Origin of the sequence: Streptomyces sp. NBC_01363, from assembly GCF_026340595.1 — a bacterium.
Lineage (GTDB): Bacteria > Actinomycetota > Actinomycetes > Streptomycetales > Streptomycetaceae > Streptomyces.
Genome location: NZ_JAPEPF010000001.1, coordinates 4,284,759 through 4,308,703 on the forward strand (window position 1 = coordinate 4,284,759; position 23,945 = coordinate 4,308,703).

The 23,945-nt window shown below is 71.9% G+C and carries 21 protein-coding genes; 16 read left to right on the top strand and 5 right to left on the bottom strand.

The genetic code is table 11. The annotated features are described in order from the left end of the window. Positions 1-339: 339 nt before the first annotated feature. The 3 genes from argH to OG611_RS19735 all read left to right on the top strand — a co-directional run bounded on the left by argH (position 340) and on the right by OG611_RS19735 (position 3,861). Complete coding sequence (gene argH, locus OG611_RS19725; protein ID WP_266421793.1) at positions 340-1,779, top strand: argininosuccinate lyase; 1,440 nt, start codon at positions 340-342, stop codon at positions 1,777-1,779. Positions 1,780-1,893: 114 nt separating this feature from the next. Then, positions 1,894-2,865, top strand: coding sequence for an aldo/keto reductase (locus OG611_RS19730; RefSeq protein ID WP_266421796.1), 972 nt, complete (start codon positions 1,894-1,896; stop codon positions 2,863-2,865). Positions 2,866-2,961: 96 nt separating this feature from the next. Next, positions 2,962-3,861 (top strand): sigma-70 family RNA polymerase sigma factor, encoded by a 900-nt coding sequence (locus tag OG611_RS19735; RefSeq protein WP_266421799.1) that lies wholly within the window; start codon positions 2,962-2,964, stop codon positions 3,859-3,861. On the opposite strand, the gene OG611_RS19740 is transcribed toward OG611_RS19735, so the two are convergent. Continuing rightward, positions 3,851-4,384, bottom strand: a complete 534-nt coding sequence (locus OG611_RS19740; protein WP_266421801.1) for a hypothetical protein — start codon at positions 4,382-4,384, stop codon at positions 3,851-3,853. The two genes, OG611_RS19735 and OG611_RS19740, sit on opposite strands and share 11 nt — an antisense overlap. 83 nt (positions 4,385-4,467) lie before the next feature. Between OG611_RS19740 and OG611_RS19745 the strand changes: the two genes are divergently transcribed. Continuing rightward, positions 4,468-5,019, top strand: a complete 552-nt coding sequence (locus OG611_RS19745) for a TetR/AcrR family transcriptional regulator (RefSeq protein ID WP_266421804.1) — start codon at positions 4,468-4,470, stop codon at positions 5,017-5,019. Further along, a complete protein-coding gene (locus tag OG611_RS19750; protein WP_266421806.1) occupies positions 5,016-6,560 on the top strand; it encodes an MFS transporter in 1,545 nt (514 codons plus the stop codon). The genes OG611_RS19745 and OG611_RS19750 overlap by 4 nt, the downstream gene beginning before the upstream one ends. A gap of 99 nt (positions 6,561-6,659) precedes the next feature. On the opposite strand, the gene OG611_RS19755 is transcribed toward OG611_RS19750, so the two are convergent. Further along, entirely contained in the window at positions 6,660-7,331 is a 672-nt protein-coding gene (locus OG611_RS19755; protein ID WP_124718788.1) for a 1-acyl-sn-glycerol-3-phosphate acyltransferase, read from the bottom strand. Between the two features lie 235 nt (positions 7,332-7,566). Between OG611_RS19755 and OG611_RS19760 the strand changes: the two genes are divergently transcribed. From OG611_RS19760 to OG611_RS19770, 3 genes are all read left to right on the top strand, one after another. Further along, positions 7,567-8,739, top strand: coding sequence for a glycerophosphodiester phosphodiesterase (locus tag OG611_RS19760; RefSeq protein WP_266421810.1), 1,173 nt, complete (start codon positions 7,567-7,569; stop codon positions 8,737-8,739). Between the two features lie 94 nt (positions 8,740-8,833). Then, positions 8,834-9,400 (top strand): sigma-70 family RNA polymerase sigma factor, encoded by a 567-nt coding sequence (locus tag OG611_RS19765; RefSeq protein WP_266421813.1) that lies wholly within the window; start codon positions 8,834-8,836, stop codon positions 9,398-9,400. A 36-nt stretch (positions 9,401-9,436) separates the two neighbouring features. Next, on the top strand, positions 9,437-9,940 hold the full coding sequence (locus OG611_RS19770; protein ID WP_266421815.1) for a GNAT family N-acetyltransferase: 504 nt from the start codon (positions 9,437-9,439) through the stop codon (positions 9,938-9,940). A gap of 42 nt (positions 9,941-9,982) precedes the next feature. Here the strand turns inward: OG611_RS19770 and OG611_RS19775 are convergent, their stop codons facing one another. Beyond that, positions 9,983-10,420 (bottom strand): hypothetical protein, encoded by a 438-nt coding sequence (locus tag OG611_RS19775; RefSeq protein WP_266421818.1) that lies wholly within the window; start codon positions 10,418-10,420, stop codon positions 9,983-9,985. A 2-nt stretch (positions 10,421-10,422) separates the two neighbouring features. After that, complete coding sequence (locus tag OG611_RS19780) at positions 10,423-10,782, bottom strand: hypothetical protein (RefSeq protein WP_266421820.1); 360 nt, start codon at positions 10,780-10,782, stop codon at positions 10,423-10,425. A 606-nt stretch (positions 10,783-11,388) separates the two neighbouring features. Here OG611_RS19780 and OG611_RS19785 point away from each other — a divergent pair. From OG611_RS19785 to OG611_RS19820, 8 genes are all read left to right on the top strand, one after another. Continuing rightward, entirely contained in the window at positions 11,389-12,450 is a 1,062-nt protein-coding gene (locus tag OG611_RS19785; RefSeq protein ID WP_266421822.1) for a methionine ABC transporter ATP-binding protein, read from the top strand. Then, a complete protein-coding gene (locus tag OG611_RS19790) occupies positions 12,447-13,118 on the top strand; it encodes a methionine ABC transporter permease (protein WP_266421825.1) in 672 nt (223 codons plus the stop codon). The genes OG611_RS19785 and OG611_RS19790 overlap by 4 nt, the downstream gene beginning before the upstream one ends. Positions 13,119-13,193: 75 nt before the next feature. Continuing rightward, the gene (locus OG611_RS19795) at positions 13,194-14,060 is read left to right on the top strand and encodes a MetQ/NlpA family ABC transporter substrate-binding protein (protein ID WP_266421828.1); all 867 of its coding nucleotides are present in this window, start codon (positions 13,194-13,196) and stop codon (positions 14,058-14,060) included. A 141-nt stretch (positions 14,061-14,201) separates the two neighbouring features. Continuing rightward, positions 14,202-14,849 (top strand): GNAT family N-acetyltransferase, encoded by a 648-nt coding sequence (locus tag OG611_RS19800; protein WP_266421830.1) that lies wholly within the window; start codon positions 14,202-14,204, stop codon positions 14,847-14,849. A gap of 106 nt (positions 14,850-14,955) precedes the next feature. After that, a complete protein-coding gene (gene cbiE, locus OG611_RS19805; protein WP_266421833.1) occupies positions 14,956-16,194 on the top strand; it encodes a precorrin-6y C5,15-methyltransferase (decarboxylating) subunit CbiE in 1,239 nt (412 codons plus the stop codon). A 333-nt stretch (positions 16,195-16,527) separates the two neighbouring features. Then, positions 16,528-19,977: a nicotinate-nucleotide--dimethylbenzimidazole phosphoribosyltransferase gene (gene cobT, locus OG611_RS19810; protein ID WP_266421836.1), complete on the top strand. Its 3,450-nt coding sequence runs from the start codon at positions 16,528-16,530 to the stop codon at positions 19,975-19,977. A 247-nt stretch (positions 19,978-20,224) separates the two neighbouring features. Then, positions 20,225-21,481, top strand: coding sequence for a uroporphyrinogen-III C-methyltransferase (gene cobA, locus OG611_RS19815; protein ID WP_266421838.1), 1,257 nt, complete (start codon positions 20,225-20,227; stop codon positions 21,479-21,481). A gap of 99 nt (positions 21,482-21,580) precedes the next feature. Then, positions 21,581-22,399: an RNA methyltransferase gene (locus OG611_RS19820; RefSeq protein WP_266421840.1), complete on the top strand. Its 819-nt coding sequence runs from the start codon at positions 21,581-21,583 to the stop codon at positions 22,397-22,399. A 4-nt stretch (positions 22,400-22,403) separates the two neighbouring features. Here OG611_RS19820 and OG611_RS19825 read toward each other — a convergent pair whose 3' ends face one another. Then, a complete protein-coding gene (locus OG611_RS19825; protein ID WP_266421843.1) occupies positions 22,404-23,735 on the bottom strand; it encodes a serine/threonine-protein kinase in 1,332 nt (443 codons plus the stop codon). Between the last annotated feature and the right edge of the window lie 210 nt (positions 23,736-23,945).

Consider the following 23,945-nt stretch of genomic DNA (forward strand, 5'->3'; position numbering starts at 1 on the left):
CGGCGCCGACTCCGGTGATGGCGAGGTGATTCCACCTGGCGGGACGCCTGTTCGGGACTGCGGGCCGACGATCGCACCTTTGACAAAACATGCATAGGTCTGCATAGTTATACCTGTCGGTGGCCGTGCCGCGAGGCGAGACCCGTGACCGAGCGTGTCGTACTCGCCTGTTCGGGCGGCCCGGACATCAGGGCTTCATCGAGATCTTCGGCCTCTCGTCGAAGCTCGCGGCGAAGCGTGACCTCGCCCGACCCCCAGTAGTTACGTCTCCGCCTCCCCGGCCCTCCACGCGCGGAGGCGGTCGCACACCCACCACCCTGTTCTTCCGAGGAGCACGCAGTGAGCAACGGCAACGGCAACGGCAACGGCGACGTACGCCTCTGGGGCGCCCGCTTCGCCGACGGTCCGGCCGAGGCGCTGGCCAAGCTGTCCGCCTCCGTCCACTTCGACTGGCGGCTCGCGCCGTACGACATCGCCGGTTCCCGCGCCCACGCGCGCGTCCTGAACAAGGCGGGCCTGCTCACCGAGGACGAGCTGAGCCGCATGATCGCCGGTCTCGACCAGCTCGAAGCCGATGTCGCCGACGGCTCCTTCACCGGCACCATCGCCGACGAGGACGTCCACACCGCGCTGGAGCGCGGACTGCTGGAGCGCCTCGGCCCCGACCTCGGCGGCAAGCTGCGGGCCGGCCGGTCCCGCAACGACCAGATCGCCACGCTCTTCCGGATGTACCTGCGCGACCACGCCCGGATCATCGGCGGTCTGATCGCCGAACTGCAGGGCGCGCTGGTCGGCCTCGCCGAGGCGCACCCGGACGTCGCGATGCCCGGCCGTACGCATCTGCAGCACGCCCAGCCGGTGCTCTTCGCCCACCACGTCCTGGCCCATGTGCAGCCCCTGTCCAGGGACGCCGAGCGGCTGCGCCAGTGGGACGAGCGGACCGCCGTCTCGCCGTACGGCTCCGGTGCCCTGGCCGGGTCGTCCCTCGGACTCGACCCGGAGGCGGTCGCCGCGGACCTCGGCTTCGAGCACGGGTCCGTCGCCAACTCCATCGACGGAACGGCCTCCCGCGACTTCGTCGCCGAGTTCGCCTTCATCACCGCGATGATCGGCGTGAACCTCTCCCGGATCGCGGAGGAGGTCATCATCTGGAACACGAAGGAGTTCTCCTTCGTCACCCTGCACGACGCCTTCTCCACCGGCTCCTCGATCATGCCGCAGAAGAAGAACCCGGACATCGCCGAGCTGGCCCGCGGCAAGTCCGGCCGGCTGATCGGCAACCTGACCGGCCTGATGGCCACGCTGAAGGCCCTCCCCCTCGCGTACAACCGCGACCTCCAGGAGGACAAGGAGCCGGTCTTCGACTCCTGCGACCAGCTGGAGGTCCTGCTGCCCGCCTTCACCGGCATGATGGCCACCCTCACCGTCAACCGCGAGCGCATGGAGGAGCTGGCCCCGGCCGGCTTCTCGCTCGCCACCGACATCGCCGAGTGGCTGGTCAAGCAGGGCGTGCCCTTCCGCGTCGCCCACGAGGTCGCCGGTGAGTGCGTCAAGGAGTGCGAGCAGCACGGCATCGAGCTCGACGAGCTGACCGACGAGCAGTTCGCCAAGATCTCCGAGCACCTCACCCCCGAGGTCCGCACGGTCCTCGACGTCGCCGGTGCGCTCGCCTCCCGCAGCGGCCGCGGCGGCACGGCTCCGTCGGCCGTGGCCGTCCAGCTCGCCGAGGTGAAGGCCGACCTCGCCGTCCAGCAGGCCTGGGCCACCGCGAAGAACTGACCGCGACGAGAGCGGTATCGGGGCGGGGAGCGGTCGTACGCTCCCCGCCTTCCGGTTTCCGTGAGCTGGGTTACGTTGACGGGGGAGCACACCCGATCGACGAGGAGCCCAACGATGCCTTTCGCCCGGCTGGCCACAGCGACGACGCCGACCGCCCACATCGGACTCGGCCTGGCGGCGGTCGGCAGGCCCGGCTACATCAATCTCCACCGCGACCGCGATCTGCCCGCCGACCGCAGCGTCGAGGCGATGCGCGAACGCACCCACGAACTGCTCGACGCCGCCTACGCACAGGGCGTCCGCTACGTCGACGCGGCCCGTTCCTACGGCCGTTCGGAGGAGTTCCTGGCCGACTGGCTGACGGCACACCCCGAGGCGGACGATGTCGTCATCGGCAGCAAATGGGGCTACACCTACACCGCCGACTGGAGCATCGAAGCCGAGGCGAACGAGGTCAAGGACCACGGCCTCGCCACGTTCCTGCGTCAGCGGGCCGAGACCGACGCACTGCTCGGCGACCGCCTCGACCTCTACCAGATCCACTCGGTCACCGCCGACAGCCCGGCCCTCACGGACAAGGAACTGCACGCACGGCTGGCCGCGCTCGCCGAGGAGGGCGTCAGCGTCGGCCTCTCGACCAGCGGACCCGCCCAGGCCGACGCGATCCGGGCCGCCCTCACCGTCACCGTGGACGGCGAGCCGCTCTTCCGTACGGTCCAGGCCACCTACAACGCCCTGGAGACCTCCGCCGGGGCGGCGCTCGCCGAGGCCAGTGCCGCCGGCCTCACCGTGATCGTCAAGGAAGCCATGGCCAACGGGCGGCTCGCCGGAACGGAAGCCCCCGCCGTGGTCCAGGAGATCGCCGCCGATACCGGTGTCGGCAGCGACGCGGTCGCCCTGGCACTCGTGCTGCACCAGCCCTGGGTCGGGGTGGTGCTCTCCGGCGCGGCGACCGTCGACCAGCTCGCCGGAAACCTGCACGCGGCCGTCGTCGACCTCGACGAGGAGCGGCGCGCCCGGCTCGACGCGCTGGTGGAGGAGCCCGAGGCGTACTGGCGCCACCGCGCCGGGCTGCGCTGGAGCTGACCGGACACCACCACCGGGAGCGGCGAGGGCCGTCCGTCACATCGACGGGGTTCCGTCCGTCAGTGCTGTGACGGAACACGACGGAGGAATGTGACTGTGGACGGACATGAGTTCCTGGCAGAGCGCTTCGAGGAGAACCGGAACCAGCTGAAGGCCGTGGCGTACCGGATGCTCGGCTCGACGAGCGAGGCGGAGGACGCCGTCCAGGAGGCCTGGATCCGGCTCAGCCGTTCCGACGACCGGGCGATCGAGAACCTGGGCGGCTGGCTGACGACGGTCGTCGGGCGGGTGTGCCTGGACATGCTCCGCTCCCGCCGCTCCCGCCGCGAGGAACCCCTCGACACCGGGGTGCCCGAGGGGCATGCCCCTGGCCCGGACCTCGGCGAACGGCCGGAGGCCGACCCCGAGCAGCAGGCGCTGATGGCCGACTCGGTGGGTCTCGCGATGCTCGTCGTGCTCGAAACGCTCGATCCCGCCGAGCGGCTCGCCTTCGTGCTGCACGACATGTTCGCCGTGCCCTTCGACGAGATCGCCGTCGTCGTGGACCGCACCCCGGCCGCGACCCGGCAGCTCGCCAGCCGGGCGCGGCGCCGGGTGCAGGGCGTGGAACCGGTCCCGGACCCCGGTCTCGCCCGCAAGCGCGAGGTCGTCGCCGCCTTCCTGGCCGCCGCCCGGGACGGCGACTTCGAGGCCCTGGTGGCCGTGCTCGATCCGGACGTGGTGGTGCGGTCCGACGTCGGCGCCGGGGGTGCCGGTGCCCCGGCCCTGGTGCGGGGCGCCGAGGCCGTGGCCCGTCGGGCGATGATGTTCGCGCCGTTCGCGCGGTCGTCGCAGCAGGCGCTGGTCGCCGGGGAACCGGCTGTCATCGCGACGCGCGAGGGCCGGCGGTTCTCGGTCATGGTCTTCACGGTCGTCCGGGGGAGGGTCGTCGAGATGTCCGTGATCGACGACCCGGCCCGCCTGCCCGGCCTCGATCTGGCGGTCCTCAACGACTGACGGGCCCGTTCCGCGGGCCGCCGTCCGCCCACGCCGCGAGCGCCGCGAAATCGGACGGCAGCAGACCGATCCCGGGGTCGATCCACCGGAGCAGCGCCTCGCCGGCCCCCTGGCCGAGGACCCACTCCCGGTCCTGCCCGGTGATCTCGTCGTCGACCCAGGCGAACGGCCGGCCGGCCGCGTACTCCACGACGTACCGCGTCTTCCAGTACGTGCCGTCCGGCGCGCTGCCGTGCATCGACGGCCAGTCGATGTACGGCAGCGGGGGCAGCCCCAGACGCGGCCCGATCCAGACGTTCGCCTCGTCCTTCCAGGTCGTCGCCCAGACCAGCTCGTACCGGCCGGCCAGGGCCCGCAGCGCCGTCCCGTGCTCCGGGTTGAGCAGGACGGGCAGGGGCGGCCCGCAGTCCCACCCCGTCGGCCGCGTCAGATGCTTCGCATAACCATCCGGTGGCCGGAGGTGCGCGAGCGCCGCGTAGGGATTGAGCGGACCGTCGATGTCGATCAGCAGCAGCGGCTTCATGGCGCCATGGTCCTCCCTCCCGCCGGGGGAGGACACAGCCTTCCGGTGAGACATTTATGTCTCATATGGTCTATGGTTGTCTCATGAGCCTCGACCGTGAGCAGGTGCTGCGCAGCGCCGCCGCTCTGCTGACCCGCAAATCGACCGCCACCATGGACGAGGTCGCCAGAGCCGCAGGCATCGGGCGCGCCACCCTGCACCGGCACTTCGCCGGACGGGACGCCCTGGTCAGAGCGTTGGAGAACCTGGGCATCCAGGAGGTCGAAGCGGCTCTGGACGCCGCCGCGCTCGACGAGGGGGCCGCACAGGACGCACTGCGCCGTTTCGTCGCGGCCGTCGAGCCGAGCGCCGGACTGCTCTCCTTCCTCGTCACCGAGAACCAGCTCTTCGAGGGCGAAGAGGTGAACGAGGGCTGGAGCCGCCTCGACGCCCGGGTCTCCGCCTTCTTCAGGCGCGGCCAGGAGCGCGGCGAATTCCGGATCGACCTCACCCCCGCCTGGCTGACCGAGGCCCTCTACGGCCTCATCTCCTCCGCCGCCTGGGCCGTCCAGGACGGCCGGGTCGCGAGCCAGGACTTCCAATACATGATCGTCGAGTTGCTGCTCGGCGGTGCACGCCGGAGCGTGGAGCAATGAGCCGTATCGAACAGCGGGTGGAGGCCTCGGACGAACTGCACCGTCCGGGGCGGTGGATCGCCCTGGCCGTGCTGGTCCTCGCCGTGCTGCTCGTGGCGATCGACGCCACCGTCCTCGGCCTGGCGACCCCCTTCCTCACCGAGGACCTCGAACCGACCGGCACCCAACTCCTGTGGATCGGCGACGTCTACTCCTTCGTCATCGCCGGACTCCTGGTCTCGATGGGCAGCCTCGGCGACCGCATCGGCCGCAAGAAGCTGCTGCTGTGCGGTGCGACGGCGTTCGGCGCGGTCTCGGTGCTCAACGCCTACGCGCACACCCCCGAGATGATGATCCTGGCGCGGGCGCTGCTCGGTGTCGCGGGTGCCACCCTCATGCCGTCCACGCTCGCCCTGATCCGCAACCTCTTCCACGACCCGCGCGAGCGCAGCCTCGCCATCGGGATCTGGGGAGCGATGGCCTCCGCCGGAGCGGCTGTCGGCCCCGTGGTCGGCGGACTCCTGCTGGAGCACTTCTGGTGGGGCTCGGTCTTCCTGATCAACCTGCCCGTCATGGCGATCCTCGTGGTCGTCGGCGCCAGGATGATCCCCGAGTCCAGGAACCCGGCCCCGGGCCCCTGGGACCTGGTGAGCGTCGCGCTCTCCTTCATCGGCATGATCGGCGTCGTGTACGCCGTCAAGGAACTGGCGGCGCACGGCCCGAGCTGGGGGACCGTCCTCGCCGGCGTCGGTGGCGTGGCCGCGCTCTGCTGGTTCGTACGCAGGCAACTCACGCTCCCCGCACCCCTGCTGGACATGCGGCTCTTCCACCACCGGGGCTTCTCGGGCGCGGTCCTCGCCGACCTGCTGACCATCCTCGGCCTGTCCGGGCTGGTCTTCTTCCTCTCCCAGTTCCTCCAACTGGTGCAGGGCCGCGGGCCGCTGGAGGCCGGTCTCGCGGAACTGCCCGCGGCCGTCGGCGCCGTCGCCGCAGGTCTGCTCGCCGGCCGGGCGGCCCGTCGCTTCTCGGTGCGCTCGGTGGTGACCGGTGGTCTCGGGGCGATCGGCCTGGCGCTCGCCGTGGTCACCCTGATCCACAAGGAGACCGCCTACCCGCTGATCGGGGCGGTGCTGCTCATCGTGGGCGTGGGCGCGGGCTTCGCCTTCACCGTCACCTCCGACGTGATCCTCTCCAGCGTCCCGAAGGAGCAGGCGGGATCCGCCGGCGCGGTCTCCGAGACGGCGTACGAACTCGGCGCGGCCCTCGGCATCGCCCTGCTCGGCTCCATCGTCACCGGCGTCTACCAGAAGTTCGAATCGCCCGCGGGGACCCCGTCGGCCAATGCCGCCGCGGCGCACGAATCGCTGGGCGGCGCGGTCGAGGCCGCCCACGGTCTGCCGGCCCCGCAGGGACAGGCGCTGGTCGCCGCGGCGCAGGACTCGTTCGTCGAAGGGCTGCGGCTCGCCGCGGGTGTCGGCGCGGCGGTTCTGCTGGCGACGGCCGTCGCCGCCTGGTTCCTGTTGCGAGGTCAGAAGCTGGAGGACGGCATCGTGCACCAGTAGCCGCCCGGGTCGTCCGGACACGCGGAAGGGCCCGTACCACCGGGAAACCGGGGTACGGGCCCTTCCGCATGTCCTGCCGTCGGCGCTTCGCGCCTCAGCTCACGCGGCCTTGGCCTTCGTGGCGTACATGTCGACGTACTCCTGACCGGACAGCCGCATCACCTCGGCCATCACGGAGTCGGTCACCGCCCGCAGCACATAGCGGTCGCGGTCCATGCCCTCGTAGCGGGAGAACTCCATCGGCTCACCGAAGCGGACCGTCACCTTGCCGGGACGGGGCAGGCCGGCCCCGCCGGGCTGCAACTTGTCCGTACCGATCATCGCGAACGGCACCACCGGCGCGCCCGTCATCAGCGTCAGCCGGGCGATGCCCGTGCGGCCCCGGTACAGACGGCCGTCGGGGGAGCGGGTGCCCTCGGGGTAGATGGCGAACGCCTTGCCCTCCTCCAGCACCCGACGGCCCGTCATCAGCGCCGCGACACCGCCGCGCCCGCCGTCCCGGTCCACCGGGATCATGCCGCAGCCGGTGAAGAACCAGGCCATCGCCCGGCCCTTGAGCCCCTTGCCCGTCACGTACTCGTCCTTGCCGATGTAGAACACCGGCCGGTCGCAGCAGATCGGCATGATCATCGAGTCGATGAACGTCAGATGGTTGCCCGCGAGGATCACCGGACCGTCCCCGGGGATGTTCTCCACACCCTCCACCTGGGGGCGGAACATCAGGCGCAAGATCGGTCCGAGCACTGCCTTGATGAGTGCGTGTCGGGACAACGGTTCCTCCGGTGTAGTGGCCGGGCCGGCCGAGGTGCGGGGATCGTGACGGTCCATGCAGGTGAGGACGATACTCGCGGGTACTCGCTGATCGCACATCGGGTTCATGGAGCGGATACGCGGTGTTGACATGAGTTTGCGCCATGTTCGTCCAGGAGCTGCCCCCACGACGGTACCGCTGCCTACGCTCGGGCCTCGCCCGACAGGTGCCAGACATCACACGCGAGGAGCATTCATGACTGAGCGCGCGCAGGCCGGTCCCGGCCGCAGAACCATGCTGGGAGCGGGAGCCGCCGTACTGGGCACGGCCGCCCTCGGCCTGGCCGGCGGTCCGGCCGCGGCCGACAACGCGGCGAACACCGCCGGACGCCACGGCGGTCACGGCTTCCGCCTCGACCTGCCGGTTCCCACCGTCATCGGACACCGCGGCACCAGCGGCTACCGGCCCGAGCACACCCTCGGCTCCTACCAGCTGGCCCTCGACATGGGCGCGCACATCGTCGAGCAGGACCTGGTGCCGACCAAGGACGGCCACCTGGTATGCCGTCACGAGAACGACATCACCGCCACCACCGATGTCTCCGCCCATCCCGAGTTCGCGAGCCGCAGGACCACGAAGAAGGTCGACGGCGTCTCCCTCACCGGCTGGTTCACCGAGGACTTCACCCTCGCCGAACTGAAGACGCTGCGGGCCAAGGAGCGCATCCCCGGCACCCGTCAGAAGAACACGCTCTACGACGGCCGCTGGGAGATCCCCACCTTCGAGGAGGTGCTGCGCTGGGCCGACCGGGAGGGCCGCAGGCGCGGAAAGCCCGTCTGGCTGTACGTCGAGACCAAGCACCCCACCTACTTCCGCGGCCTCGGCCTCGGACTCGAGGAGCCGCTCGCCAAGCTGCTGCGCCGCTACAACCGGCACCGTCAGCAGTCGCCGCTCATCCTCCAGTCCTTCGAGCCCGGCAGCATCCAGCGGCTGGCGCGGCTCGTCGCGACCCCGCGCGTCGTGCTGCTCTCCGGCGCGGGCGAGCGCCCCTGGGACTTCGTGACGTCCGGTGACCCGCGCACCGTGGCGGACCTGGTGAAGCCCGAGGGGCTGAAGTGGATGGCCTCCTTCGCGCAGGGCATCGGCCCCACCCTGGACCTGGTCATCCCCAAGGACGCCTCGGGGCGGCTCACCGCACCGACCACCCTGGTGAGGGACGCGCACGCCCAGGGCCTGGTCCTGCACCCCTACACCATGCGCAACGAGAACACCTTCCTTCCCGCCGACTTCCGGCGCGGCACGGACCCCAACGCCTACGGCGACGCGTTCGGCGCGTTCCGGACGTACTTCGCGACGGGCATCGACGGCGTCTTCTCCGACAACCCGGACACGGCCCTGCTCGCCGCGGCGGACTTCGCCGGGAAGTGACACCCGCGTCAGCACCCGGCCGGGGCGTGCCCCGGTCGGGTGGTGCTCGCCCGGTACGGCAACCGGCCGCGGGCGTGGGCGCGTCGGCCGGGACATGACGCTTCTCGATCTTGCTCCCGCGGGACCCGCCCCGGCCCCCGCTTCCGTCGTCCGCGCCCTGTATCCGCTGGTGAGCGCCGAGGCCATGGCCGAGGCTGCCGCCTCGCTGACGGGCGCGGCGATCGAACCGGCCGATCTCGAACAGGCCGTCTGGCTGCGGCTGCTGGAGCGGCTCGCCGGGGAGGGGCCGCCGGTGGACCCGGCCCGCTGGGTGCGGGACGCCGTACGGGGAGAGGCCCGCAGGGCCCGCCGCACCGCCCGGCACGAACGCCCCTACCGCGACGACTCCGCCGCGGATCCGGCCGGCTGCCCCGAGCGGCTCGCCCTCGGCGCCGATGAACGCAGGGCGCTGCGCGCGGCGGTGGACCGGCTGCCCGGGAGGTGCGCCCGGCTGCTGGCGGCGATGCTCGCGCCCAACGATCCCACCTACCGGGAAATCGCAGGGAAGTTGGGTATGTCACAGGGGAGTTTGGGCCCGATCCGTTCCCGTTGCCTTGGATGTCTGCGCAGAATGCTCGCGGCGGAGGTTGCGGCTCCTGAACTGCGGGGAAAGGAGCGTTAGACAACCGGTGGATCAGGTGGGCGGAGGCATGCGCACATGGGCATGAGCGTGATCATCTCGGCGGCGACGGCACAGGACGCCGAACAGATCTTGAAACTCCAGTACCTCTGCTTCCAGAGCGAGGCGGAGCTGTACGGGAACTACCGGATCGACCCGCTCGTCCAGACCCTCGACTCGGTGCACGCCGAGATCGCCACGAACCTGGTGTTCGTGGCGCGGCTGGGTGACGAGGTGGTGGGCTCGGTCCGGGGAACCATCGGTCAGGACGGCGCGGGGGAGATCGGCAGGCTCTGCGTCCACCCCCGGCTCCAGGGCCACGGTCTCGGTGCCCGGCTGCTGCGGGCGGCGGAGGCGGGACTCACCGACGAGCGGTCGGCCACCCGGTTCCGGCTGCACACCGGTCATCGCAGCGAGAGCAATCTCCGGCTCTACCGGCGGGCGGGTTACGCCCCCGTGGGCAACGAGACCGGCCGGGACGGCGTCCTGATGATCCTGCTGGAGAAGGACGCCACCAAGCCCGCGTACGTGGCCAGCGCCTGAGAGGCTGTCGGGTGACCTCGGTCACCCGACAGCCTCTGAGCCCTACGCTTTCCTTGCCCGGCGCAGCCACATCATCCCGGTGATCGGCAGGATCACCGGGATGAACAGGTACCCCATGCCGAAGTCGGACCAGACGGTGGCGTCCGCGAACGCCGAGGGCTCCGCCATCGTCCAGGTCCCGACGACCAGCACACCCAGCAGCTCGGCGGCGCAGCACACCAGCGCCGTCCTGCGCGCCTTCTCGCCCCCGCGCACCAGCGAGTACGTGATGAACCCGTACACGAGCGCGGCGACGGCCGACAGCACATAGGCGAGCGGGGCCTTGCCGAAGTCCAGGATCATCTGGACGATCGAGCGGGAGGCGGCCGCGACGGTGAACACCCCGTAGAACCAGACCAGTACCCGGCCGGGTCCCGTGCCGAGGTCGAAGGGCTGCTTCTCGTCGGTGGCCGCCGCGGGGGCGCGATCGGTGTCGGTCACGGTCAGTTTCCCCAGATGTCGTAGAGCCGTACTTCGAGGACGGCCAGCACGATCGCGCCCGCCGCCACCGTCACCGAACCCCACCGGGTCCGCTCGGTCAGCGACAGGAAACCGGCCGCGGGCACCGCGAGGAAGGCCCCGATCAGATACGCGATGAAGATCGTCATGCCCTGCTCGGGCCGTTCGCCCCGGGACAGCTGCACGATGCCCACCACCAGCTGGGCCAGCCCCAGCAGCGAGACCACGGCCATCCCGATGAAGTGCCAGTCCTTGGTCGGCTGGTCCCGGTACGCGGCGAATCCGCACCAGGCGGCGAGGGCGAGCGCGGCCACGGCGACCGCGACCGTCAGGGCGTCAAGCATGAGCCGAGGGTATTACGGACCGAACGACCCCCTGCGTGCGCCCCCGTCCCCGCCGGACCGCGGACCCGACGGGCAGCAAGGGCGGGAGTCGTGGCCTTGGCCACAACCCGCGACCGTTCCGAACCGGTCGCGGATGTGGCCACCGAAGCCCTGTCCGCCGTATCGATGCAGGTCACAGCCAGGGGAGCGGAAATCCTGCCGACCGGGCGAACCGGCTCGCACCGCCATCCACGTCTGTCCGCTATTCGGACAGGCGGGTCGGGTGGAACGTTACGTCTGTTTTACTTGGGGCATGACCACGACGAGCAACCGCATCCTTGCGACCGAGGCGATCACGACGCCCGGTGCTCGTTGTATGTGTCGAATGCGCACCTTCTGAGGGCCCACGCCTGAGCCTCGCGCCCCGAAGCGAGACCGAGCCCGCGCCGTCCGCATCCAGCGGAACGAGCCTGCCCCAGCACCGCCGCCCGGCCACCCGCCGCCCCGAGCCGTGCCGAGACCCCCGCTTGGAACGTCCGATCGAAACGTCCAGACCGTCTCATCAGACGAATGCCCCGTGCCCGGCGGCCACCGCGCCGCGCACTCGACAGTGACGGAAACCCCTCTGTGATCACCACTTCGGGCCTCACGAAGGTCTACCAGTCGCGCGGCCGCGAGGTCACCGCCCTGGACGGCGTCGACCTGCACGTATGCGAGGGCGAGGTGTACGGCGTCATCGGACAGAGCGGCGCCGGCAAGTCCTCCCTGATCCGCTGCATCAACCTCCTGGAACGCCCCACCTCCGGCACCGTGACCGTGGGCGGCCAGGACCTCACCGCACTCGCCGGACGCGGCCGCCGGGCCGGCAAGGAACTGCGCGAGGCACGCAGCCGCATCGGCATGGTCTTCCAGCACTTCAACCTGCTGGCCTCCCGCACCGTCCAGGACAACGTCGAACTCCCGCTGGAGATCCTCGGCGTCCCCGGCCGGGACCGCTCCCGCAAGGCCCTCGAACTCCTCGACCTGGTAGGCCTCGCCGACAAGGCCAAGGCCTACCCCGGCCAGCTCTCCGGCGGCCAGAAGCAGCGCGTCGGCATCGCCCGCGCCCTCGCCGGGGACCCCAAGGTCCTGCTCTCCGACGAGGCGACCTCGGCCCTCGACCCCGAGACCACCCGCTCCATCCTCCAGCTGCTGCGCGACCTCAACCAGCAGCTCGGCCTGACCGTCCTGCTCATCACGCACGAGATGGACGTCGTCAAGACGATCTGCGACTCCGCCGCGCTGATGCAGAAGGGACGCGTCGTCGAGTCCGGCACCGTCGGCGAACTGCTCGCCACCCCCGGCTCCGAACTGGCCCACGAGCTGTTCCCCGTCGGTGGCACGGCCTCCGGCCCCGAGTGCACGGTCGTCGACGTCACCTTCCACGGCGACGCGGCCGGCCGGCCGGTGATCTCCCAGCTCTCGCGCACGTACAACATCGACATCTCGATCCTGGGCGCCGCGATGGACACCGTCGGCGGCAAGCAGATCGGCCGGATGCGCATCGAGCTGCCCGGCCGCTTCGAGGAGAACGTCGTCCCGATCGGCTTCCTGCGCGAGCAGGGCCTCCAGGCCGAGGTCGTCGAGAACGACGGCACCGCCATCCCCGTACAGACCCCTGCCCCGCTCACCAAGGAGGTGGCGAAGTGACCTGGTCCGAAATGCAGCCGCTGCTCACCCAGGGGACCATCGACACCCTCTACATGGTGCTCTGGTCCACGGTCGTCACCGTGCTCGTGGGACTGCCGCTCGGCGTCCTGCTGGTCCTCACCGACAAGGGCGGACTGCTCCGGAACACCCCGGTGAACAAGGTCATCGGCGTGATCGTGAACATCGGCCGCTCGCTGCCGTTCATCATCCTGCTGATCGCCCTGATCCCCTTCACCACCTGGGTCGTCGGCACCTTCATCGGCCCGTCCGCGATGATCGTTCCGCTCTCCGTCGGCGCCATCCCGTTCTTCGCCCGACTCGTCGAGACCGCCGTCCGAGAGGTCGACCACGGGCTCGTCGAGGCCGTCCAGTCGATGGGCGGATCCATCCCGACGATCGTCCGCAAGGTCCTGCTGCCGCAGGCGCTGCCCTCGCTCATCTCGGGCGTCACCACCACCGTCATCGTGCTCATCGGCTACTCCGCGATGGCCGGCGCGGTCGGCGGCGAAGGGCTCGGCTCCAAGGCCGTCACCTACGGATTCCAGCGCTTCGACAACCAGTTCATGCTCATCACCGTCGCGCTGCTGATCGTCATCGTGACCGTGATCCAGCTGATCGGCGACGGAGCCGTCCGCCTGCTGGCCCGCCGGGGCCGCACCACCTCCTGAGACCTCCTCTCCGCTCACAAGCCCGAACTCCTTGTCCGGGCGCACCACCCTCACCACCAGAAAGAGGCACTTTTCGTGCGTAAGAACATCAAGATCACCGCAGCTGCCGCCGCCACCGCTGCCATCGCCCTCGGCCTCACCGCCTGCGGTACGTCGTCCGACCCGGGCGCCAGGAGCGGGACCGGTGCCAAGGCCGACACCTCCAAGGCGCTCGTCGTCGCCGCGTCCCCGACGCCGCACGCCGACATCCTGGACTTCGTCAAGAAGAACCTGGCGGAGAAGGCGGGCCTCAAGCTCGAGGTCAAGGAGTTCACGGACTACGTCCTGCCGAACACCGCCACCGAGACCGGCCAGGTCGACGCCAACTTCTTCCAGCACCAGCCGTACCTCGACGACTTCAACAAGAAGAAGAACACCCACCTCGTCTCGGTCGGCACCGTCCACCTGGAGCCCCTCGGCCTGTACTCCAAGAAGGTCAAGGACCTGAAGGACATCAAGGCCGGTCAGACCGTCGCCGTCCCCAACGACACCACCAACGAGGGCCGCGCCCTCCAGCTCCTCGCCGAGAACGGCCTCATCACCCTCAAGGCCGGCGTCGGCACCAGCGCCAAGCTGAGCGACATCACCGACAAGAAGGGCCTGGAGTTCAAGGAGCTGGAGGCCGCCACCGTGCCCCGCGCCCTGAACGACGTCGACGCCGCCGTCATCAACGGCAACTACGCGATCGAGGCCGACCTCAAGCCCTCCAAGGACTCCCTGGTGCTCGAAAAGGCCGACGGCAACCCCTACGCCAACATCATCGCCGTGAAGAAGGGCAACGAAAAGGACCCCCGCGTCCAGAAGCTCGTGAAGCTCCTGCACTCCGACGAGGTCAAGAAGTTCATCGAGGACACCTACCAGGGCTCCGTCGTCCCGGCCTTCGGCACCGCCGCCAAGTCCTGACACCCGCACGGCATTTGTCCCAGGAGCCCCGCGCACCCCACCGAGGGGGGCGCGGGGCTCCGCCGTACGGACCCGCCCATGCGCGACATCGGGCCGATGCTGCATGCTGTGCCTTTAACGGTCTTCGGCATGGAGCTGCGCATGACTTCCACCTTTCCGGACATCTCCATCAGCACGGATCGGTTGGTGCTGCGCCCCTTCGACATGGCGGACGTCCCCGCGTACATCGAGATGATGAACGACGAGCTGGTCGTCGCCTGGACCGAGGCCCCCCACCCCTACACCCAGGTCGACGCCGAACGCTGGGTCCGCCGGATCGCTCCCGCCCAGCGCACCACCGGCGACGGCATCGTCCTCGCCGTCACCGAATTCCTCACCCAGCGGCTCGTCGGCTCGGTCCGGCTCCGCAACACCGACTGGCGCACCCTCGCCACCGAGGCCGCCTACATCACCGCCCCCTGGGCCCGCGGAGAGGGATACGCCACCGAGTCCGTGCTGGCGGTGGCCCAGTGGCTCTTCCGGGACCAGGGCTTCGAGCGCATCGAACTGCGCACCGCCGCCGACAACACCGCCTCCCAGCAGGTCGCCCAGAAGCTCGGCTGCATCAGCGAGGGAGTCCTGCGCAACGCCCGCATAGCGCGCACCCGGACCGAGAACGGCACGGACGGCGGCTGGACCGACATCCGGACCGACCTGATCGTCTGGGGCCTGCTCCCCGAGGACCTCGAAGGCGTTGCCGAGCAGCTCGCCGACGCGGGCGGCTACGGCGCCTACAACGACTGGAACTGACCCCGCGAAGGGGCCCTGACCCCGGGCCGGCACGGACCGGGTACTCTCACCCTGCCCGCCCTCACCAACATCCCCACCTGCGACGACTCCAGGAGACTGACGACAGATGGCCGATCGGGTCACCGTGATCGGCTGGGACGGCTCGCCACTGACCGGAGCGGCCACCGCCGCCCTCTCGGCCGCCACGCTCGTCGCCGGAGCCGCCCACCACCTCGCACTCCCCGAAGTCCCGGCGAACGCCGAACGGATCCGCCTGGGCTCCATCGACCTGGCCGCCCGCCGGATCGCCGGCCACCGGGGCAGCGCCGTGGTCCTCGCCGACGGGGACCCCGGCTACTTCGGCGTCGTACGCAACCTCCGCGCACCCGAACACGGCCTGGAGGTCGAGGTCGTCCCGGCCGTGTCCTCCGTCGCCGCCGCGTTCGCCCGCGCGGGAATGCCGTGGGAGGACGCCCGGACCGTCGTCGCCCACCCCCGCACCCTGCGCCGCGCCGTCAACGTCTGCCGTGCCCACCACAAGGTCGCCGTCCTCACCTCGCCCGGCGCGGGCCCCGCCGAGCTCGCCCTGCTCCTGGAAGGCGTCCACCGCACCTTCGTCATCTGCGAGGAACTCGGCACCGCCCGCGAACAGGTCACCGTCGTCACCTCCGACAAGGCCGCCGACCACGTCTGGCGCGATCCCAACGTGGTCATCGTCATCGGCGGCGGCCCCGAACCGCAGGCCACCGGCGCCTGGATCGCCGGCAGTCACCCCGCCCACCCCCACGGCGTACGCGGCTGGGCACTGCCCGCGGAGGCCTACCCGGGCGGTGCCACCGAGGGCGGCGGGGAGAACGGCGAAGGCGAGTCCGCGGGGCTGCGCGCCGCCCAACTGGCCCGCCTGGGGCCCCGGACCGGCGACCTCCTCTGGGACATCGGTTCCGGCAGCGGGGCCCTGGCCGTGGAGGCCGCCCGCTTCGGCGCGGCGGTCCTGGCCGTCGACAGCGACCCGGCCGCCTGTGCCCGTACCGCCGCGGCGGCACGGGCGTTCGGGGTCCAGCTCCAGGTCGTCGAGGGCCGGGCCCCCCATGTGCTGGAACGGCTGCCGGAACCCGATGTCGTACGGATCGGGGGCGGCGGGGTCCCCGTCGTCACCGCCGTCACCGAACGGCGGCCGGAGCGCATCGTGACCCATGCCTCGACGCGGGACGAGGCCGAGGCGCTCGGCGCCGCCCTGGGCGGGAACGGATACACCGTCCGGTGCTCGCTCCTCCAGTCCGTCGAACTCGACACGGCCGCTTGGTCGGAGCGCGAACGCTCGGTCGTGTTTCTCCTCTCGGCGCTGCGCTCGGACCTCGCCCCGTGACCCGGTCGACGTACAGCGGGAGGTAGGCTGGCCGATCGTTGCACCGCGCCTGGATGTTCGTCGCTTCGTTCGTCAATGTCCGGAAAAGGGGACCGTTTTGGCCCCCGTTGTGGTACGGCAGAACCGGGGGATGCGCGACGTGGCGCAGTCCACAGCGGGCCGTGGCGAAATGAGCTGCCGCGGCGGCGAACAGCCGCGAGAATGCAGTATGTCCGCGACCGATTCGTGCCGCGCGGCGAGCCCGCTCGTTCTTGTTGACGAGCATCGGCCTGCCGTGTTCGGGCGTCCCGGGCGAAGGGCCGAAGGAGCACTGACGATGGGCGAGGGGTACGCATGAGTGACACCGGCCAGATCCCGGGTGAGGGACTGCCGGAGAACGCAGGCATGGTGGAGCAGCCGGGCGTCGCCGCCCCGGGTGCCTACGCCTACCTCGCTCCCTCCGAGCATGTCTCCGAGGACGACGACCTCCTCCTGATGCCGAGCCCCCAGGGCGCCTGGAGCGACCCGCAGGCCGTACCGGCCCCGGGCCAGTACCCCGAGGGCGTCGCCGCCCAGGCGCCGCTGCCCGGACAGGGCGCCTACCAGGCCCAGGCCGTGGCACAGCCCTATGCCCAGCCGGCCGGCGAGACCCCCGCGCAGCCCCAGGGGCCCGTCCAGGTCCAGGTGCAGGAGTCCGTCCAGACGCAGGTCCCGGACGCGTACACCGCTCAGCAGGCGGTGGCGGAGCCGCTGCCCGAGACCGGCCAGGGGACTCATGAGTCCGGCGGCCGCGACTCCGGTTCGGTCGACCTGAGGGGCGTACGCATTCCGTCGCCCACTCCGCCCCCCGCTCCGGCGGCCCAGGGCCAGGCGCCGGTGCGCCGACCGCTGCACCGCGGCCCGGTCGCGGCCGACGGCTCGCCGTCCTACGGCGGGACGCCGACCGGCGGAGTGGTGCGCTCGCTCGCCGACCGCGGACCCGCGGGCGCGCCCCGGACGCAGACCAGGACCCCGGCCCCCGCGAGGCACGCCGGTCCGCCGACCACCGGCCCGGAGTACTTCGAGGCGCCGGGCGAGGACGCGTCCACGCTGCCGGGCCCGCAGCTCGGAGAGATCCTGCCGCAGGGCGGCAGCCCGTGGGCGGCCCAGCCGCCGCAGCCGGAGGCCGCACCAGTGGCCGCAGAGTCGGTCGTTCCGGAGCCGGTCGCCGAGTCGGTACCGGCGGCACAGCCGGTCGCCGAGCCGATGCCGGCGGCGCAGCCGGTTCAGGCCGCTCCGGCCGTGGTGCCGGAGGCCGAGGCCGCTCCGGCCGCGGTCGCTCCCATCGTCGAGCCGGTACCGGCCGCGGTCGAGACGCCCGCCGAAGTGCCCGTCGACGCCGGGGCGCACGCCGAAGCCGTTCCCATGGGCCAGTTCGTGCCCGTCGAGGGCTCGGTGCCGACGACTCCGCATCTGGCCCCGACGCCCGTGGCGGAGCAGTCCGTCGAGGCGGAGCCCGCGGCCGAGCCCGAGCCCGAGGCCAAGCCCGTGGCTATCGCCATGGAGCCCGTGCAGACCCCTCAGCCGGACGTCGCAGCGGCCGTGGAGGCCGCGGACGACGTGACGGCCGGAGGAGTCGTCGAGCCTTCCGAGGCCGCCGCGACCGCCGAGCCGCCCGCCGCGACCGCCGAGCCCGTCGAGGCCGTCGAACCGGTCGTGAACGCCGAAGCCGTCGAGGCCGTCGAGAACGCCGCGCCCGCCGAAGCCTCCGAGCCGGTCCCCGCGCCCGTCCCCGCCCCCGAGGCCGAGGTGTTGACGGCGCCCGAGCCGGAGGCCGAACAGGGTCCGGAGGTCATCGAGACCCCGGACATCACGGCCCCCTCGGACACCGCGAACATCGTGGAAGCCGCGCCTCTCGCGGAGCCCGGCACGACGGAGACCGCGGAGGCCCCGGAGACCGGGCACGTGGAATCCGTACAGCCCGAAGCCCGGAACCAGGAGCACGCTGAGGCTGGAACCCCTGAGCAGGAGGCCCCCGAGGCCCCCGAGGCCCCCGAGGTGTCCGAGTCCGACGAGGCCGCCGCTCCCGCCGGCCCGCCGGCCCCCGGCTACGACGACGCCGAGCGCGAGGCGGTGCTCCGCGTCATGCGTGAGCGCCGCGACATCCGCAACGGCTTCCGCAACGACCCCATCCCGCACGAGGTCCTGCTCCGCGTCCTCGAAGCCGCGCACACGGCGCCCAGCGTCGGCCACTCGCAGCCCTGGGACTTCGTCGTCATCCGCTCGGCGGAGACCCGCCGCTCCATGCACGAACTGGCCCAGCGTCAGCGCGACGCGTACGCGAAGTCGCTGCCCAAGGGCCGGGCCAAGCAGTTCAAGGAACTGAAGATCGAGGCCATCCTCGACACCCCGGTGAACATCGTCGTCACCGCCGATCCCACCCGCGGCGGCCGCCACACCCTCGGCCGGCACACCCAGCCGCAGATGGCCCCGTACTCCTCCGCGCTCGCCGTCGAGAACCTCTGGCTCGCCGCGCGCGCCGAGGGACTCGGTGTCGGCTGGGTCAGCTTCTTCGACGAGCGCGAAATGGTCCGCGCCCTGGGCCTGCCCGAGCACCTCGAAGTCGTCGCCTACCTGTGTGTGGGCTACGTCGACGAGTTCCCCGAGGAGCCCGAGCTGATGCAGGCGGGCTGGTCCAAGCGCCGCCCGCTGTCCTGGGTCGTCCACGAGGAGACCTACGGCCGCCGCGCCCTGCCCGGCGAGGAGCCGCACGACCTGCTGCAGGAGACCATCGCCAACATCCGCCCGCTGGACGCCAAGGCGCTCGGCGAGGCGTGGGAACGCCAGAAGCGGATGACCAAGCCGGCCGGCGCGCTCGGCATGCTGGAGATCATCTCCGCGCAGCTGTCCGGGCTCTCCCGGATGTGCCCGCCGCCGATCCCGGAGCCCGCGGCCGTCGCGATCTTCGCGGGCGACCACGGGGTGCACGCCCAGGGCGTCACGGCCTGGCCGCAGGAGGTCACCGGCCAGATGGTCGCCAACTTCCTCGGCGGCGGCGCGGTCTGCAACGCCTTCGCGGCCCAGGTCGGCGCCGAGGTGTGCGTGGTCGACGTCGGCGTGGCCATGGAGCTGCCCGCGACGCCCGGCCTGCTGCCCCGCAAGGTGCGCCCCGGAACGGCCGACTTCACGACCGGCCCCGCGCTCACCCGCGAGGAGGTGCTCGCGGCGATCGAGGTCGGCATCGAGACCGCCCGCGATCTGGTCGCGGCAGGCAACAAGGGCCTGCTCACCGGTGAGATGGGGATCGCCAACACCACGGCGTCGGCCGCGCTGATCTGTGTGTACACGGGCATGGACCCGGCCGAGGTGACCGGTCGCGGTACCGGCATCAACGACGAGATGCACGCCCGCAAGGTGGACGTGGTCCGCCGCGCCCTCGAACTCCACCAGCCCGACCCGGCCGACCCGATCGGCGTCCTGGCAGCGGTCGGCGGCCTGGAGCACGCCGCGATGGCCGGCTTCCTGCTGGGCGGCGCCTCGCTCCGTACGCCCGTCATCCTCGACGGCGTGAGCGCGGGAGCCGCGGCTCTGGTCGCCCGTGCCATCGCCCCCGAGGCCCTGGCCGCCTGCATCGCGGGCCACCGCAGCGCCGAGCCCGGCCATGTCGCCGCGCTCAACAAGCTGGGCCTGCGCCCGCTGGTCGACCTCGACCTCCGCCTCGGCGAAGGAACGGGCGCGCTGCTGGCGCTCCCGATCGTGCAGAGCGCGGCGCGGGCGATGCACGAGGTGGCGACGTTCGACTCGGCGGGCGTCACCGAGAAGTAGTACGTCACCGAGAAGCAGTACACGGCCATGCTCGGCCCGGACCGGCGCCTCGGCGCCCGGTCCGGGCCGAGCCACGGTTCAGGGCAGGGGCCGAGCTCCGCGCAGCGGCCCCCGCCCGCTCCACCGGCCCGCCCCGCGCCCCGAAGCACCCCGTATCGTGGACGCACGCCCCGCAGAACCGCACGTCACAGCCGCTCCACCGTCGCAGCGGCCCGCACCCCGCATCGCACGAGGAGTCCGCACCGCCATGGCCGAGCACGCCGATCACCCCGCGTACCCCGTCGGACTGCGCCTGAGCGGGCGCCGCGTCGTCGTCGTCGGCGGCGGCCAGGTCGCGCAGCGCCGCCTCCCGGCGCTCATCGCGGCCGGTGCCGACATCACCCTCGTGTCACCGTCCGCGACCCCCTCCGTCGAGGCGATGGCCGACGCCGGTGAGATCCGCTGGGAGCGCCGCCGGTACGCGGACGGGGACCTGACCGACACCTGGTACGCGCTCATCGCCTCCGACGACGACGCCGCGAACGACGCCGCGTCCGCCGAGGCCGAGCGCACCCGTACCTGGTGCGTGCGCAGTGACAACGCCGAGGTGGCCACCGCCTGGACCCCGGCCACCGGCCGCAGCGAGGGCGTGACCGTCGCCGTCCTCTCCACCGACGCCCAGGGCCGCGACCCGCGCCACTCCGCCGCCGTCCGCGACGCCATCGTCGAGGGACTGCGCGACGGCACGCTCGCCGCCCCGCACCACCGCGCCCGGCCCACCCCCGGTGTCTCCCTGGTCGGCGGCGGTCCCGGCGACCCCGACCTGATCACCGTGCGCGGCCGTCGCCTCCTCGCCGAGGCCGACGTGGTCATCGCCGACCGGCTCGGCCCGCGCGACCTGCTCGACGAACTGCCGCCGCACGTCCAGGTGATCGACGCGGCGAAGATCCCGTACGGCCGCTTCATGGCGCAGGAGGCGATCAACCAGGCGCTCATCGAGCACGCCAGGGCGGGCAAGGCCGTCGTACGGCTCAAGGGCGGCGACCCGTTCGTCTTCGGCCGGGGCATGGAGGAGGCCCAGGCGCTCGCCGCCGAAGGCATCCCGTGCACCGTCGTCCCCGGCATCTCCAGCTCGATCTCGGTACCCGGCGCGGCCGGAATCCCCGTCACCCACCGAGGCGTCGCCCATGAGTTCACCGTCGTCAGCGGTCATGTCGCCCCCGACGACGAGCGCTCGCTGGTCGACTGGGCGGCGCTCGCGCAGCTGCGCGGCACCCTCGTGCTGCTGATGGCCGTCGACAAGATCGGCGCCATCGCGAAGGCCCTCGTCGCCCACGGCAAGTCCCCGGACACCCCGGTCGCCCTGGTCCAGGAGGGCACCACGGCATCCCAGCGCCGCGTCGACGCGACCCTGGCGACCGTCGCCGAACGGGCCGCCGCCGAAGAGGTACGTCCCCCGGCCGTCATCGTCATCGGCGACGTCGTCGCCGTCGGCACGGGCGCCGCACCGCACCCCGCCGAGTAGCCGGCCAGGACGCCTCCGCACCCCCACCGAGTAACCAGCGGTAACGGATCTTCTCCCGAGCCGTTGGCACCACACACCGGACAAGGCAGTATCGAACCCGTGGCTGATCTCATCACCGTCGACGACCCCGACGACCCCCGCCTGCGCGACTACACCGGACTCACCGACGTCGAACTCCGGCGCAGGCGGGAGCCCGCCGAGGGCCTCTTCATCGCCGAGGGCGAGAAGGTGATCAGACGCGCCAGGCACGCCGGGTACGAGATGCGGTCGATGCTGCTCTCGGCGAAGTGGGTCGACCTGATGCGCGACGTCATCGACGAGGTCCCGGCCCCGGTGTACGCGGTCAGCCCCGAGCTCGCCGAGCGCGTCACCGGCTACCACGTCCACCGCGGGGCCCTCGCGTCGATGCAGCGCAAGCCGCTGCCGACGGCCGACGAACTGCTGACGACGACCCGCCGGGTGGTCGTCATGGAGGCCGTCAACGACCACACCAACATCGGGGCGATCTTCCGCAGCGCCGCCGCCCTCGGCATGGACGCCGTACTGCTCTCCCCGGACTGCGCCGACCCGCTCTACCGGCGCTCCGTCAAGGTCTCGATGGGAGCGGTCTTCTCCGTTCCCTACGCCCGTCTCGACACCTGGCCCAAGGACCTGGAGGCCGTACGCGAAGCGGGCTTCAGGCTCCTCGCGCTGACCCCGGACGAGAAGGCCGGAAGCATCGACGAGGCGGCACCGCACCGGATGGACAAGGTGGCGCTGATGCTGGGCGCCGAGGGCGACGGGCTGTCCACCCGGGCCCTGGTCGCCGCCGACGAATGGGTACGCATCCCGATGGCGCACGGCGTCGACTCGCTCAACGTGGGAGCGGCCGCGGCAGTCGCGTTCTACGCGGTGGCATCGGGCCGCCCGCAGAACTGACCGGCTACCGGAGCTGCCGGCTCTGGGGCGGGGCCTCGACCTGGGTCTGCGGCCGGGTCTCGTTACGCCCCGGATCCGTGCCCAGCCCGCGCGAGGGCCCCTGGCAGCCCTGGGCCGCCGCGATGCCGAGCGCCACCAGCAGCGTCACCACGACGAAGACGACGAGCCGCTGCCGCAGCAGCCGCGGATTGGCGGGACGCAGCCCCGCCGAATTCGTGCGGGTCCCGGGCCGCGTACCCGGCCGGCCGTTCGTCCCCTGCGGGCGCCTGCCGGGCCGGGTGGTGTCGCGCGGCGGCCGCTGCTGCTGAGGACGCGAACCACCGGTCCGGGGCGACCCCGCCCGCGACGACGAGGACGGCCTGCTGCTCTGCGGTGGCTTCTGCTTCTGCTGACGGGGCGCGGGAGGAGCCGAACGCCGCGTCTGCTGCTCGGTGTACGGGCCGTCGAGACGGCCGGTCGGCCGGTCCAGCTCCTGTGCCGAACGCTGCACGGGCGGCCGGCTCTCGTGCAGCCCCTGCGCCTCCCGCGCTGCGATCTCCTTGAGCCGCATGGAGAGTTGGAGCGTGCTCGGCCGCTCCTCGGGGTCCTTGGCCAGGCAGGCGCTCACCAGTGGTGCGAGCGCGTCGTGCACGTCGTGCAACTGAGGCTCCTCGTGCACCACGCGGTACAGCATCACCTCGGAACTGCCGTGCCCGAAAGGCGAGTCGGCCATGGCCGCGTACGCGAGCGTGGCACCGAGCGAGAACACATCGGTGGCGGGTGTCACGGCCGCGCCGCGCACCTGCTCGGGTGCGAGGAATCCCGGCGAACCCACCGCCGTACCGACATGGGTGAGGGTGGAGGCCCCGGTCGCCCAGGCGATGCCGAAGTCGATGATCCGGGGGCCCTTGGGGGAGAGGAGGATGTTCGACGGCTTCAGGTCGCGGTGGACGACACCGGCCTCGTGCACCGCCACCAGGCCCTCGGACAGCGCGGCCCCGATCGAGGCCACCTCGGCCGCCGACAGCGGCCCCTCCTCGGCCACCTTGTCGTGCAGCGAGGGCCCCGGGACGTACTGCGTGGCGAACCACGGACGGTCCGCCTCCAGGTCCGCGGCCACCAGACGCGCGGTGCAGCCGCCACGGATCCGCCGGGCGGCGGACACCTCGCGCGCGAAACGGGAGCGGAACTCCTGGTCCTCCGCCAGATCCGGGCGGATCACCTTCAGCGCCACCCGCTGGCCCCGCCGGTCCGAACCCAGGTAGACGACACCCATGCCGCCTGCCCCGAGCCGCCGGTGCAGCCTGAACGAGCCGACGACACGCGGGTCCTCGCGCCGGAGCCGCATCATCGCCATGTCTGCCCATCCCCGCTGCCTGGTCCGCCTGACGAGGCACAGCTTACGTACCCGGCGCCCGGGGTGCTCAGAGGCCGCGCCCTCGCCGGTCGATCGATTGTCGGTGCGCGGCACGGCCGATGACAGGGCGTCCGGCCGGAGCGGATCCCCTGCCGGACGGGCCCGGACCCCAAGGCGGTTGCGGCGACGGGTGGTTGGAGGCGCACCGGC